13 protein-coding genes are annotated in these 12737 nt (G+C 75.1%); 4 read left to right on the forward strand and 9 right to left on the reverse strand.

The annotated features are described in order from the left end of the window. Positions 1 to 14: 14 nt before the first annotated feature. The 4 genes from H505_RS0138205 to H505_RS0138220 form a co-directional block, all read right to left on the reverse strand. Positions 15 to 809, reverse strand: a complete 795-nt coding sequence (locus tag H505_RS0138205) for an enoyl-CoA hydratase/isomerase family protein (protein WP_026406179.1) — start codon at positions 807 to 809, stop codon at positions 15 to 17. Continuing rightward, positions 806 to 1753, reverse strand: a complete 948-nt coding sequence (locus tag H505_RS0138210) for an alpha/beta hydrolase (protein WP_026406180.1) — start codon at positions 1751 to 1753, stop codon at positions 806 to 808. Before H505_RS0138210 ends, H505_RS0138205 begins: the two co-directional genes overlap by 4 nt. Before the next feature lie 68 nt (positions 1754 to 1821). Beyond that, complete coding sequence (locus H505_RS0138215) at positions 1822 to 2538, reverse strand: gamma-glutamyl-gamma-aminobutyrate hydrolase family protein (protein ID WP_026406181.1); 717 nt, start codon at positions 2536 to 2538, stop codon at positions 1822 to 1824. A gap of 118 nt (positions 2539 to 2656) precedes the next feature. Then, positions 2657 to 3457: an MmyB family transcriptional regulator gene (locus H505_RS0138220; RefSeq protein WP_026406182.1), complete on the reverse strand. Its 801-nt coding sequence runs from the start codon at positions 3455 to 3457 to the stop codon at positions 2657 to 2659. 110 nt (positions 3458 to 3567) lie between these two features. Here H505_RS0138220 and H505_RS0138225 point away from each other — a divergent pair, with 110 nt between their 5' ends. Then, a complete protein-coding gene (locus H505_RS0138225; RefSeq protein WP_026406183.1) occupies positions 3568 to 3966 on the forward strand; it encodes a PaaI family thioesterase in 399 nt (132 codons plus the stop codon). A gap of 29 nt (positions 3967 to 3995) precedes the next feature. Here H505_RS0138225 and H505_RS0138230 read toward each other — a convergent pair whose 3' ends face one another. Together H505_RS0138230 and thyX are read right to left on the reverse strand one after the other, a co-directional pair. After that, positions 3996 to 4706: a dienelactone hydrolase family protein gene (locus H505_RS0138230; RefSeq protein WP_026406184.1), complete on the reverse strand. Its 711-nt coding sequence runs from the start codon at positions 4704 to 4706 to the stop codon at positions 3996 to 3998. 69 nt (positions 4707 to 4775) lie between these two features. Beyond that, positions 4776 to 5573 carry an FAD-dependent thymidylate synthase gene (thyX, locus tag H505_RS0138235; protein ID WP_026406185.1) on the reverse strand — a complete coding sequence of 266 codons (798 nt, stop codon included), beginning with the start codon at positions 5571 to 5573 and terminating at the stop codon, positions 4776 to 4778. A gap of 204 nt (positions 5574 to 5777) precedes the next feature. Between thyX and H505_RS0138240 the strand changes: the two genes are divergently transcribed. Both H505_RS0138240 and H505_RS49590 read left to right on the forward strand, forming a co-directional pair. Next, entirely contained in the window at positions 5778 to 7805 is a 2028-nt protein-coding gene (locus tag H505_RS0138240) for a molybdopterin-containing oxidoreductase family protein (RefSeq protein WP_034521857.1), read from the forward strand. Positions 7806 to 7915: 110 nt separating this feature from the next. Next, complete coding sequence (locus tag H505_RS49590; protein ID WP_051301623.1) at positions 7916 to 9166, forward strand: DUF1266 domain-containing protein; 1251 nt, start codon at positions 7916 to 7918, stop codon at positions 9164 to 9166. An 18-nt stretch (positions 9167 to 9184) separates the two neighbouring features. On the opposite strand, the gene add is transcribed toward H505_RS49590, so the two are convergent. After that, the gene (gene add, locus H505_RS0138250; protein WP_026406187.1) at positions 9185 to 10210 is read right to left on the reverse strand and encodes an adenosine deaminase; all 1026 of its coding nucleotides are present in this window, start codon (positions 10208 to 10210) and stop codon (positions 9185 to 9187) included. 98 nt (positions 10211 to 10308) lie between these two features. Between add and H505_RS46995 the strand changes: the two genes are divergently transcribed. Next, on the forward strand, positions 10309 to 11394 hold the full coding sequence (locus tag H505_RS46995) for a helix-turn-helix transcriptional regulator (protein WP_084551301.1): 1086 nt from the start codon (positions 10309 to 10311) through the stop codon (positions 11392 to 11394). Here H505_RS46995 and H505_RS0138260 read toward each other — a convergent pair. Beyond that, complete coding sequence (locus H505_RS0138260) at positions 11378 to 12313, reverse strand: SDR family oxidoreductase (RefSeq protein WP_034521861.1); 936 nt, start codon at positions 12311 to 12313, stop codon at positions 11378 to 11380. The genes H505_RS46995 and H505_RS0138260 overlap by 17 nt on opposite strands. Positions 12314 to 12387: 74 nt before the next feature. Next, complete coding sequence (locus H505_RS50855; protein WP_169528911.1) at positions 12388 to 12534, reverse strand: GPGG-motif small membrane protein; 147 nt, start codon at positions 12532 to 12534, stop codon at positions 12388 to 12390. Between the last annotated feature and the right edge of the window lie 203 nt (positions 12535 to 12737).

Genomic DNA, 12737 nt, shown 5'->3' on the forward strand with positions numbered 1-12737 from the left:
GCCCGGACCGGCGGTCAGCCGAACTCGGGCGAGCGCTTCTCGCGGAGCGCCGCCACGCCCTCGCGCACGTCCGGTCCGGTGAACCCGAAGAACTCCATCGCCAGCGACGCGTCGAACGCCGGTCCCGCCGAGCGCAGCCAGTTGTTGAGCGCGTGCTTGGTGAACTGGATCGCCTCGGCGGGCCCGGCGGCCAGCCGCCCCGCGATCTCCAGCGCGCGGTCGTGCACCTCGGCGTCGTCCACGCACAGCGACACCAGGCCGATCCGCTCGGCCTCCTCGCCCGTCAGGACGTCGTTGAGCAGCAGGTAGTACTTCGCCTTCGCCATCCCGCACAGCAGCGGCCAGACGATCGCCGCGTGGTCGCCCGCCGCGACGCCCAGCCGGGTGTGCCCGTCGATGATCTTCGCCGAGCGGCCCGCCACCGACACGTCCGCGAGCAGCGCCACCGCGAGCCCCGCGCCGACCACCGGGCCCTGGATCGCGCTGACCACCGGCTTCGCGCAGTCGATCACGTTCATCACGATGTCGCGCGCCTCCCGCATGATCCGGCGGCGCGCCGCGTGGTCGCCCATCATCTCCTCGATCATGGACAGGTCGCCGCCCGCCGAGAACGCCTCGCCCTCGCCGCGCACCACGATCGCGCGCACCTCGTCGTCGGCGTCCGCGTCCCGCCAGATCCGCGCGAGCTCCCCGTGCCCCACCGTGTCGACCGCGTTCAGCCGCCCCGGCGCGCTCAGCGTCACCCGCAGCACCCCCGGCGCCGCCCAGTCGATCCGCAGCCGCTCGTACGTCCCGTACCGGTCGCTCATGACGCCTCCCGCTCGCAGTGACCGAATGCCGTTCGCAATCGTGCCACGGCGTACGCCACCGCCTCGGCACCGGCGTCGAAGACCTCCGGCATCAGGAAGAACGAGTGCACCACCCCGTCGTAGCGCCGCAGCTCGACCGGCACCCCCGCCGCCGCGAGGCGCCGCGCGTACGCCTCGCCCTCGTCCCGCAGGATGTCGTACTCCGCGGTGATCACCGTCGCGGGCGCGGCCCCGCGCAGGTCGGGGGCGCGCAGCGGCGCCAGCCGCGGATCCCGCGGGTCGGCGCCGCCGCGGTACAGGTCCATGAACCGGGACAGCGCGGCGGCGTCCAGCCCGTACCCGCTGCCGTACTCCCGCCAGCTCGGGGCGTCCCGCGCCGTGTCCGTCACCGGGTAGACCAGCAGCTGGTGCGCCAGCCCGACGCCCCGGTCGCGGGCGAGCAGCGCGACCGCCGCGGCGACGTTGCCGCCCGCGCTGTCCCCGGCCACCGCCACCGCCCCCGGTCCCGGCCGGATCCCGAACCGCCCCGGCTCCCGGACGGCCGCCGCGACGACGGCCCACGCGTCGTCCACCGCGGCCGGGAACGGGTGCTCGGGCGCCAGCCGGTACCCGACGCTCAGCACGGCGCAGCCCGCGTCCGCCGCGAGACCGCGGCACAGGCCGTCCACGTTCTCGACCCCGCCCAGCACCCAGCCGCCGCCGTGCAGGTAGACCACCGCGGGCAGCGGCCCCTCCGCCGGACGGTACAGCCGCACCGGCACCGGACCGTCCGGGCCCCGCACGGCCAGGTCGTCCACGAAGGGCAGCTCGCGGCGCCCCACCGGGAACACCGCGCCGACCCGCTCCCGCATCTCCTCGATCGTGGGTTCCGGCTCGCCCGGGGGCACCGCCGTCCACCTGCGCAGCATCTGCAGGAAGCTCACGGTCTGCGGGTGCAGCGGCATGCGGCGACCTCCGGGGGGAAGCGACGGAAACTACCGGTTCGTCTTCCCCGCCCTCGGGACGCCAACCGCTACCCGCCGCGCGCCGCCGACACCAGCGCCTCGAACAGTCGGCCGTCGTCCCCCTCCTCGGGATGCCACTGCACGGCCACCCCGAACCGGTGCCCCTGCACCTCCGCGGCCTCGACGACCTGGTCGTCCGCCCACGCCACCGCGGCCAGCCCCTTCCCGAGCCGCCCCACCGCCTGATGGTGCAGCGTCGGCACGTCCGCCGACTCCCCGAGCACCTTCCCGATCAGGCTGTTCGGGGCGATCCGCACCGCGTGCGCCCCCATCGCGGCCGGCACCGGCGCGTGCCCCTCGTGCCCGACCGCCTCCGGCAGATGCTGCACGAGCGTCCCGCCCCGCGCCACGTTCAGGATCTGCAGGCCCCGGCAGATCCCCAGGAACGGGACGTCCGCGTCCACCACGGCCCGGGCCAGCGCGAGCTCGAAGCGGTCCCGCTGCGGCTGCGGCGGATCCGTCTCGGGGTGCCGCTCCGCCCCGTACAGCTCCGGGTCCACGTCGCCGCCGCCCGCGAGGACGATCCCGTCGAGCCGCTCGACCAGCGCGCCCACGCCGCGCAGCGACGCCGCCGGGGGCAGCAGCACCGGCACGCCGCCGGCCCGCTCCACCCACCGCGGGTACGGGACCGGCAGGAGCGCCGCCTCCCGCACCCACATGCCCCAGCGCGCCGGCTCCTGGCACGCGGTGATGCCGATGAGCGGCATCCGGCCGGGCTCTGACATGGGTCGTTCCCCTCTCCCGGCCGGTGTCGGCGGCCGGGCGGCTCGTCCGTCAGGAGAGTCCCCCCACCCTGTCGTCCCGCCTCCCCCGCCGCAAGAGGGCGCACCCGGCGCGGCCGCCTCACCAGCCCGCGCGTTCCCGCAGATAGGCGCTCGTCTCCGCGTCCGCCGGGTAGAACGACTCGATCGCCAGCTCCGCGACCGTGATGTCGACCGGCGTCCCGAACGTCGCGATCGTGCTGAAGAACGACAGATCCCGGTCGTCCACGCGGATCCGCAGCGGAACGAACACCTCGTGGTCCGCCGGCGGCGCGATCGCCTCGCCGACGTCCCCCGGGAAGTCGCGCAGCTCCCGGTACAGCTGCGCCAGCGACGCGTCCGCCGTCAGCCGGACGTGCCGCCGCACCCGGTCGATCATGTGGGCGCGCCACTCCGCCAGGTTCAGGATGTTCTTCGCCATCCCGTCCGGGTGCATGCTGAGCCGCAGCACGTTCAGCGGCGGCTCCAGCAGCTCCGGCGGCGCGCCGTCCATGAACAGCGCCGCCGCGCCGTTCGCGTCGATCAGGTTCCAGAACCGGTCCACCACCACCGCCGGGAACGGCTCGTGCCCCCGCAGCACCTGCTTCAGCGCCGCCCGGACCGAGTCCATCCGCGGCTCCTCGATCGGCGTCTCCTCGAACACCGGCGCGTACCCGGCCGACACCAGCAGCAGGTTGCGGTCCCGCAGCGGGACGTCCAGGTGCTCGGCCAGCCGCAGCACCATCTCCCGGCTCGGCGCCGACCGCCCCGTCTCGACGAAGCTCAGATGCCGCGTCGACACGCCCGCCTCGGACGCCAGCTCGAGCTGGCTCAGCCTCCGCCGCTGCCGCCACGCCCGCAGCCGCTCCCCGACCGGCCGCACCTCGTTCATGATCGTCGTCACCGCACCGACGCTACCGGCCCGCACGTCACGGCGGCGATGACGTCGGAGGTAATGGACGCGCCGCCGCCCGGTCGCGAGGCTGGCCCGGTCCGCAGTCCGGAGGAGGAACCATGCAGCCCAGTCCCGACCTGCTCGTCGACGCGATGCCGTTCGCCCGCGCCCTCGGCGTCGAGATCGACACCGCGGGCCCCGACGAGGTCACCGGCGGCCTCGACTGGGCGCCCGACCGCTGCACCGCAGGCGGCGTCCTGCACGGCGGCGCCCTCATGGCCCTCGCCGACACCCTCGGCGCCGCGTGCGCGTTCCTCAACCTGCCCGACGGCGCGTCCACCACGACGCTCGAGTCCAAGACGAACTTCTTCCGCGGCGTCCGCGAGGGCCGCGTCCGCGGTACGTCCCGCCCGCTGCACGCGGGCCGCACGGTCGTCGTCGTCCAGACCGACCTGCACGACGGCGAGGGCCGCCGCGTCGCGCAGGTGACGCAGACCCAGGCCGTCCTGAGCCCCTGACGGTCCGGCCGGGGTATCCGCGCCCCGGGTCACTCGCGGACGTGCTCGTCGAAGAACGCGAGGATGCGGGACCAGCCGTCGGGCGCGTTCTCGCGGCCCTTGCCCATACCGAAGACGATCTTCGAGACGGGGCCGAGCGGGCCCGGCGGCTCGCTGTCGGTGAGGAAGCCGTGCCCCGTGCCCGGGTACTCCTTCACGTCGTGCGGCACGCCGGCGTCCGCCAGCACCCGCTCCAGCTTCCGCGCCGCCCCGCGGAGCGTGGGGTCGGCGGCGCCGTAGCCGGCGACGATCGGGCACGCGTCCCGCAGCGCCTCGTCCGGACGGCGGGGCAGCATGCCGTAGTTGACCGCGGCGGCCCGGAAGTCGTACCGGGCGGCGGCGACGAGCGCGAAGCCGCCACCCATGCAGAAGCCGCACACGCCGACGGCGCCGGTGCAGTCGGCGCGTCCGGCCAGCCAGGCCCGCGTCGCCTCGATCGCGTCGTAGGTCGCGCCCCGCCCGGCGCGCATGTCCCGCATCGCCTTGGACACGCACCGCAGCCACGGCGCGCCGCCGTACAGGTCGGGCAGGACGGCGAGGTAGCCGTGCGCGGCGAAGCGGTCGGCCTGGGCGCGCATGTCCGCGGTCGCCCCGAGGGCCTCGAACAGGACGACCACGCCGGGCCAGGGGCCCTCGCCCTCGGGGACGGCCAGGTACCCGGGGAGGTCGCGTGCTCCGGTGGGAATCTCGACGTCGGTCATACCGCCCAAGCCTCCCCCACCCGGAAGCCGCCGCCCACCCCCGGGCGCGGTCTTCCGCGGATTACGAGGTCAGACCTTGCGCCACTGCGGGACCCACGCGCCGTCCTCGACGACGTAGTCGCCGAACAGGTCGGGGGCCTCCTTGCGCATCACCTCGCCGATCTTGCCGAAGAGCAGGCGGATCTCCTCCTCGGCGCCGGGGGCCGTGCGGTTCTCCAGGGTGTGCCGCAGCGTGCGGACGTTGGCCGTCCACACGAGGCCGGTGGCGACGCCCTCCGGGGCGAAGCGGCGCATGAACGAGGTCTTGTGCTTCTTCTCCTTGAACGGCACGCCCTCGTCGTCCAGGCCGAAGCGGTCGGCCATCCAGCCCTGGAACTCCTCCATCTGCTCGAGCAGGGCGGTGGCGCGCTCCATCAGCTCCGCGTCCTCCCGGGCCCACTCGGGGAACCAGAACGGGATGTCCTGGAGCCGGACGAACCGGAGCGACTCCTGCGAGATCGCCACACCGGGGCGGTGCCGCACGAGCTCGTGGGTGAGGACACGGCTGCAGTTGTGCAGGACGAAGCTGAAGCTGACGTGCTCGAGCACCGACCCGTGCAGGCTGCGGAGGATGTTCTCGAGGTACTGCCCCTGGTCGGTCCGGACCTTCGTCACGTTGGGGTTGAGGCCGGGCTCCCACGAGCGGTAGCACAGGCGGCCCGCGAACTCGGCGAGGTTCTGCGGGTCGTTCAGCTCCGCGTCGAGCTCGCCGCGGTCGAGCCGCGCCAGCCAGCTCTCCCCGCCCACGTCCCGCAGGTACCGGGCGACCTCCTCGTAGTCCAGCTCCGGCCGTGCGACGAGGTACACCTCGGGCTCGACGCTCTTCACTCTCGCATCCCCCTACGCTCCGCTTCGGTCGCCCTAAGGAAACCATCATCGCCGCGTGCCCGCGACATGGGCTCCCCAGAGGTCGTCAGGTGCGTCGAGGTGCCACGCTGCTGATGTATGACGCACACTGGAGGGATTCGTCCGGGGTCGGAGGGACGCGACGGACGTCGCACGAACGGGGCGCGTCCCGGAGAGGAGCGGCTGATGGGGCCCGAACTGAAGGTGCTGGGAGCCTGCCCGCTGGACTGCCCCGACGGCTGCTCCTGGGTGGTCACGGTCCGGGACGGCGAGGCGGTGCGGCTGCGCGGCAACCCCGAGCACCCGTACACGCGGGGCGCGCTGTGCGCGAAGGTGAACCGGTGGCTCGAACGCGCGGCCCAGCCCGACCGGATCCTGCACCCGATGCGGCGGGTGGGCCGCAAGGGCGAGGGGCGGTTCGAGCGGATCTCGTGGGACGAGGCGCTCGACGAGATCGCGGAGCGCCTCGGGGACGCCGTGCGGGAGCACGGCGGCGAGGCGGTCTGGCCGTACTGGGGCACCGGGACGCTGGGTTACCTGCAGGGCCTCGAAGGGTACTCGGGGCGCCGGTTCTTCAACGTGCTCGGCGCGTCCGCGCACTACGCCAACATCTGCTCGGCGGCGGGCGCCGCGGGCATGGAGGCGACCGTCGGCTCGGCGGGCGGCATGGACCCGGAGGACCTCGCGCACGCGCGGCTGATCCTGCTGTGGGGCTCGAACCCGCTGACGAGCGGCCACCACGTGTGGAAGTTCGTGCAGGACGCGCGGAAGGCCGGGGCGCACCTGGTGGCGATCGACCCCGTGCGGACGCGGACCGCGCAGCAGGCGGACGAGCACCTCGCGCCGCTCCCCGGGACCGACGCGGCCCTCGCGCTCGGGCTGCTGAACGTCGTCGTGGCGGCGGGCGGCCAGGACGAGCGGTTCCTGCGCGAGCACACGGCGGGCTGGGCCGAGTTCCGCGAGCGGATCGCGGAGTTCCCGCCGGAGCGGGCCGCGCGGATCACCGGGGTGCCGGTGGAGCGGATCACGGCGCTCGGCGAGCGGATCGCCCGCACCCGGCCGACCGCGATCCGCGCGACGCAGGGGCTCCAGCGGCACGCGGGCGGCGGGACGGCGCTGCGGGTGCTGGCGGGGTTCGCGGCGGTGACCGGCGACTGGGCGCGGCGCGGCGGCGGGCTGGCGTTCTCCACGTCCGGCCACAACCGGCTGGACAAGGCGGCGCTGTGGCGCGACGACCTGCGGCCGGGGCCGGTGCGGACGCTGTCAATGACGCGGCTCGGCGAGGCGCTCCTGGACGTCCAGGACCCGCCGGTCAAGGCGCTGTTCGTGATCGCCGCGAACCCGGTGGGCAGCACCCCGCACCAGAACCGGGTGCGGGCGGGCCTGGCGCGCGAGGACCTGTTCACCGTGGTGCTGGAGCAGTTCCCGACCGACACGGTCGACTACGCCGACATCGTGCTGCCGGCGACGGCGCAGCACGAGCACATGGACCTGCACGAGGGCTACGGGCACCTGTACCTGACGTGGAACGAGCCGGCGGTGGCGCCGCCCGGCGAGTGCCTGCCGACGACGGAGACGTTCCGCCGGCTGGCGCGGCGGATGGGGCTGACCGAGCCGAGCCTGTACGACTCGGACGAGAGCCTCGCCGAGCAGCTCGTCGCGTCCGGCCATCCGTGGATGGCGGGCGTCACGCTGGACCGGCTGCGCAAGGAGGGCTTCGTGCGCATGTCGGTGCCGGACCCGTTCCTGCCGTACGCCGAGGGGTTCCCGACGCCGTCCGGGCGGCTGGAGTTCCCCCGCGACGCCGCGTACGTCCCGCCCGCGGAGGTCGCCGACCCGGACCGGGCGGCGCGGTACCCGCTGGCGCTGATCTCGGCGGCCTCGCACGAGTTCCTGAACACGCAGTTCGCGAACAACCCGGAGCTGCGGCGGCGGTCGGGCGGCCTGGCCGTCCGGCTCCATCCGGACGACGCCGCCGCGCGGGGCCTGGCGGACGGGCAGCCGGTCCGGGTGGCCAACGACCGGGGCGGCTTCGACGCGGTCCTGCGGGTGACCGACCAGGTCAGGCCGGGCGTCGCGGCGACGAGCAAGGGGCACTGGGCCAAGTTCTCCGGCGGCTCGAACGCCAACGCGGTCGTCGCCGAGCGCGACACCGACCTCGGCGCGGGACCGGTCTTCCACGACACCCGCGTGGAGATCACCGCGCGCGCCTGACCGCGGCACCGCAGTGCCGCGGCCCCCGGCGCGGACGTCCGGAACGGCGCGTCCGCGAAGAATGCCGCTCCGCGCGGCTCCGCTCGGTACGGTGTCGCCCGGAGGAAACCATGACGATCGATGCCGATCCGGGCGCCTTGCTCGACCGGGCCCGGAAGTACGAGCGGCAGGGCCGCCCCGAGGAGGCCGCGAAGGCGTTCGGGGAGGCCGCCGGACGGCTGGCGGCGCGCGGCGACCGGGCCGCCGCGGCCGGGGTCGCGGCCCGCCGGGCGCGGGCGCTCGCGGCGGCCGGGCGCGTCGACGACGCGCTCCGGGTGCTCGCGGCCGCCGAGGAGGCGGCCGGTCCGGCGGGCGGGGAGCTGCGCGCGGCGCTCGACGGGCACGCCGCGCACGTCCTGGCCGCGGCCGGGCGCGCGGGCGAGGCGGCGCGGCGGGCGTGGGCGGCGATGGCCGCGTTCCGCACGCTGGGCGACGACCGCCGCGCGGACGTCGCGGGCGTCCACGCGGCGCGGCTCATCGTCGAGGACGCGGGGCCCCGCGCGGCGGTGGAACCGCTGCGCGACCTGCTGGGGCGGCTGGCGCCGGACGGCGACGGGCACCGCCGGGTCGCGCGCCTGCTGGCGGACGCCGAGCGGCGGCCCGACCGCGACTTCGACGTGCTCGTCACCGACCCGAACGGGGCGGGGTGGGGCGCGCTCGCGGCGGCGCTCGGCGTGGGCGCGCACCTGGCCGTCGGCAACGGCGTCGCGTGGAACACGCTCGGCGAGCCGGGATCGCGGGACGACCGCGCGCTGCTGGAACGCGACTGGGGCGTGACCGACGCGGCGGGCTGGCGGGAGCAGGTCCGGGCGCTGCTGGACGCGGAGAACTCCGACCCCGGCATCCAGATGGTCCTCGACCGGCGGGCGCCCGGCATGGAGCCGGCCTCGTGGCGGGCCGCGATCGCCGGGTGGTGCGCCGAGCGGAACGTGTCGGAGGCGACCACCCGGAACGTGATCGAGATGTCGGGGCTGGTCCTGCGGTACGAGGAGCGGTTCCGCGCGGACGGTCTCCTCGGGCCGGACGAGCTGGTGGAGAGCGTGTACGGCTACGACTTCGGGCGCGCCGTGAACATGGCCCGCTGGGGTCTGGGCGCCGGGTTCTGCGAGGCCGACGAGGCGGAGCGGTGCGTCCTGACGGCCGGGCGCCGCGCCCACCAGGTGTACTCGTCGTGGGAGTCGTTCTCCGCCGGGTACGTGCTCGGCCGGATGCTGCGGTTCGACGAGGGCGAGTTCGGCCAGTGGTACGCGCGCTCGGTGGTCGGGCACCGCATCCTCGCCGAAGACCCCGCCAGCCCCTGGCGCCGCATGGCGTGGGGCTGACGGGCGCGGGCGGCGGCCTCAGGCGAGGGCGTCGATCTCCGCGGTGAGGGCCCGCTTGGCGGCGCCGTCCAGGCAGGACGCCGCGACGGCGTTGCGGGCGAGCGCGGCCAGTTCGGCGCGGCCGAGCCCGAACGCCGCGGCGGCGGCGCGGTACTCGCCGGTCAGCGTGGTGTCGAACATGGGCGGGTCGTCGCTGTTCAGCGTGACGAACAGGCCGGCCTCCAGCATGCGGGGCAGCGGGTGGTCGGCGAGCGCGGCGACCTGGCCGGTGCAGACGTTGGAGGTCGGGCAGACCTCGAGGGGCGTGCCGGTGTCGCGGAGATGCGCCATCAGCCGCTCGTCGCGGACGCAGGCGATGCCGTGCCCGAGCCGCTCGGCGCCGAGGTGCTCGATGGCCTCCCACATCGTCTCGGGCCCGGTCATCTCGCCGGCGTGCGGGAGGCTGCGGAGCCCGGCGGCGCGGGCGGCGCGGAACGCGTCCCGGATCTCGTCGCGGATCGCGGCGCGCATCTGCTCGATGCCGCCGATCCCGAAGCCGACGAGCGCCTCCGCCGGGTGCTCCAGCGCGGCGGTGGCGGTGCCCTTCACCCCTTCGATCCCGAAGTCGGCGGGGATGTCGTAGATGTAGGCGACCTGGATGCCGTGCAGCTCCCGCGCCCGCCGCGCGGCGATGTCGAGCGCCTCGCGCACCGCGTGGTGCGGGATCCCCGCGCGGGTGTGCGCCTGCGGGGTGACGGTCAGCTCGACGTACCGGACGTTCTGGGCGGCGAGGTCGCGGGCGGCGCCGAGCACGAGCGTCGCGACGTCCTCGGGCGTCCGGACGAGGTGGTTCACCCGGTCGTAGACCTGGGCGAAGTGGGGGAAGTCGGTGAACTTGTAGAACGCGCGCAGCTCGCGCTCGTCCACGGGCACCCCGCCGTCGGGGTGCCGGCGGGCGAGTTCCAGGACGGTCGGGACGGACGCCGAGCCCACGAGATGCACGTGGAGTTCGACCTTGGGCAGGGCGTCGATGAAAGCCTCGATGGACGTGGTCTGGGTCAGCACGCGGCGACGCTAACAGCGGCACGAGCGGCCGGAACAGGGAAACCGGGCGAACCTGCCACGAAATTGTGAAGTTCCCCCGGAGCGGGCACGATGGGGGTGTGCGCGCGTCCCGGTTGATCTCCCTCGTCCTGCTTCTGCAGTCGCGCGACCGCATGACGGCGGCCGAGCTGGCGCGGGAGCTGGAGGTGTCGGAGCGGACCGTGTACCGGGACGTCGAGGCGCTCTCGGCCGCCGGGGTCCCGGTGTACGCCGAGCAGGGCCGCGCCGGGGGCTACCGCCTCGTCGCCGGGTACCGGACCCGGCTGACCGGGCTCAGCCGGGAGGAGGCCGAGGCGCTCTTCCTGTCGGGCCTGCCGGGCCCGGCCGGGGACATGGGCCTCGCCGACGCCGTGGCCGCCGCCGAGCTGAAGGTGCTCGCCGCGCTGCCGGGCCCGCTGCGGGACGCGCCCGCCCGCGCCGGGCAGCGGTTCCACCTGGACGCGCCCGGCTGGTTCCACGCCCCGGCGCCTCCGCCGCTGCTGCGCGGGCTCGCCGCCGCCGTGTGGTCGGACGCGGAGGTCGAGCTGCGGTACCGGCGCAAGGACGGCGAGGTGACGCGGACGGCCGACCCGTACGGGCTCGTCCTGAAGAACGGCACCTGGTACCTGGTGGCGCTCGTCGACGGGCGGGGCCGCACGTACCGGGTGGACCGGATCGCGGCGGTGGCGCCGACGGGCGCGACGTTCGACCGCGACGTGGGGTTCGACCTCGCGGGGTACTGGCGGGAGCAGGCGGACGCGTTCGCCCGGTCGATGCTGCACGAGGAGATCACCGTGCGGCTCGGCCCGGAGGGGATGCGCCGGCTGCGGTTCGCGGCGACCGAGCACGCGGTGCGCCGGGCCGTCGAGGCGGCCGGGGAGCCCGACGCGGACGGGTGGCGGACGACCGTGCTGCCGGTCGAGTCGCTCGACGTCGCGGCGACCGAGATGCGGATCCTCGGCGCGGACGTCGAGGTGCTGGGCCCGCCGGAGCTGCGGGCGCGGATGGCCGAGACCGCCGCCCGGCTCGCGGCGCTGTACGCGCGGCCGGGCGGCGGCGGTGGCCGCGGGGACGGCGGTATCTGCGACGGCGTTCCAAGGACGGTGCCGACGACGGTGCCGCCGGTGGCGCCGACGGCGCGGGGCCCGGTCAGCGGTAGCCGGTGACGTCGGCGGGCCTGCCCGCCATCGCGACCTCGGTGATGTAGGTGTAGGCGTCCGGCCGGCTGCCGTCGACGTCGGTGAACCCGTAGACCTTCGCGAGCCCGCCGCTGGACTGCGACGTCCCGTTCCAGCGGGCCCGCTCCGGGTCGGCCGCGAGGGCCGCGACGGCGCGGCCGACGAACGCGGGCGTCTCGGAGATCGCGAAGTGCGGGTCCTTCGCCGTCCCGTCGGTCCAGGTGTCCTCGGTGACGCCGAAGTGCTCGAGCATCGCCTCCGATCGCAGCCAGCCGGGCGTCACCGACACGGCCGTCCCGCCGTACGGGGCGATCTCCACGGACTGGGCGAGCGCCATGCGGATCACGGCGGTCTTGGCCAGGTCGTAGAAGTAGCCGCAGTCCTTGCGGTAGTCCGCGTTGAACTCGGCGGTCCCGTCGGTGATCTCGACGACGAGACCGCCGGGCTCGCGGACCAGCAGGGGCAGCGCCGTGTGGCTGGTGACGGCGTGGGTGTCGACGGCGAGCCGCAGCATGCGCAGCCCGTTCTCCAGCGACTGCTCCCACAGCGGCTTGCCGAACTCGAAGAGGTGGTCGCTGCCCCAGATGTCGTTGACCAGGACGTCGAGCCGGCCCCGTTCGCCGTCGATGCGGCGGACGAGGCCGTCCACCTGCGCGGGGTCCAGGTGGTCGACCCGGACGGCGATCCCCTCGCCGCCCGCCGCCGTGACCAGCTCGGCGGTGTCCTCGATGGTCTCGGGACGGTCCATCTCCGACCGCGCGGACCGGGTGGTCCGTCCCGTGCAGTACACGGTGGCTCCGGCGGCGCCGAGCTCGACGGCGATGCCGCGGCCCGCGCCCCGGGTGGCGCCGGCGACCAGCGCGACCTTCCCCGCCAGCGGCGCGCTCTCGGTTTCGTGCTCGCTCATGCCGCCGATGCTGGCAGCGAAACCTGACAGCGCGCGTCAGTCTTCGGCCGGGCCGCCGGAGATCTTCTCCGGCGTCAGCCGAAGATGCTGACGCCGCCGGGGCCGACGAGCAGGCCGACGACGATGAGGACGATGCCCCAGAGGAGGTCGCGACGGGCGATCAGGACGTAAGCGCCGGCGATCACGAGGATCACCGCGATGAGCCAAAGAATGAACATCATGGCTCCGGGGTCCCCCGGTAGATGACCACGAAACACCCAACTCGATCCGGCCGACCGAAAACCGGGTTCTGTGCCCGGCAAAGGAGGCCCCGGGCCATGGCCGCCGACGCGGAGGAGGGAGCGCGCCTCCCTCCTCCGCCGGGATAACGGCGATCACGCGCGCCGCGAGCGGCGCGGTGGCCGAACCCCGATTCTGCCGTGCC

The sequence above is a fragment of the Actinomadura rifamycini DSM 43936 genome, assembly GCF_000425065.1.
Classification (GTDB): Bacteria; Actinomycetota; Actinomycetes; order Streptosporangiales; family Streptosporangiaceae; genus Spirillospora; species Spirillospora rifamycini.

Coding starts and splice junctions, on each gene's coding strand:
- H505_RS0138205 (WP_026406179.1), bottom strand. CDS start 809: ATGAGCGACCGGTACGGGACGTACGAGCGGCTGCGGATCGACTGGGCG.
- H505_RS0138210 (WP_026406180.1), bottom strand. CDS start 1,753: ATGCCGCTGCACCCGCAGACCGTGAGCTTCCTGCAGATGCTGCGCAGG.
- H505_RS0138215 (WP_026406181.1), bottom strand. CDS start 2,538: ATGTCAGAGCCCGGCCGGATGCCGCTCATCGGCATCACCGCGTGCCAG.
- H505_RS0138225 (WP_026406183.1), top strand. CDS start 3,568: ATGCAGCCCAGTCCCGACCTGCTCGTCGACGCGATGCCGTTCGCCCGC.
- H505_RS0138230 (WP_026406184.1), bottom strand. CDS start 4,706: ATGACCGACGTCGAGATTCCCACCGGAGCACGCGACCTCCCCGGGTAC.
- H505_RS0138240 (WP_034521857.1), top strand. CDS start 5,778: ATGGGGCCCGAACTGAAGGTGCTGGGAGCCTGCCCGCTGGACTGCCCC.
- H505_RS49590 (WP_051301623.1), top strand. CDS start 7,916: ATGACGATCGATGCCGATCCGGGCGCCTTGCTCGACCGGGCCCGGAAG.
- H505_RS0138260 (WP_034521861.1), bottom strand. CDS start 12,313: ATGAGCGAGCACGAAACCGAGAGCGCGCCGCTGGCGGGGAAGGTCGCG.
- H505_RS50855 (WP_169528911.1), bottom strand. CDS start 12,534: ATGATGTTCATTCTTTGGCTCATCGCGGTGATCCTCGTGATCGCCGGC.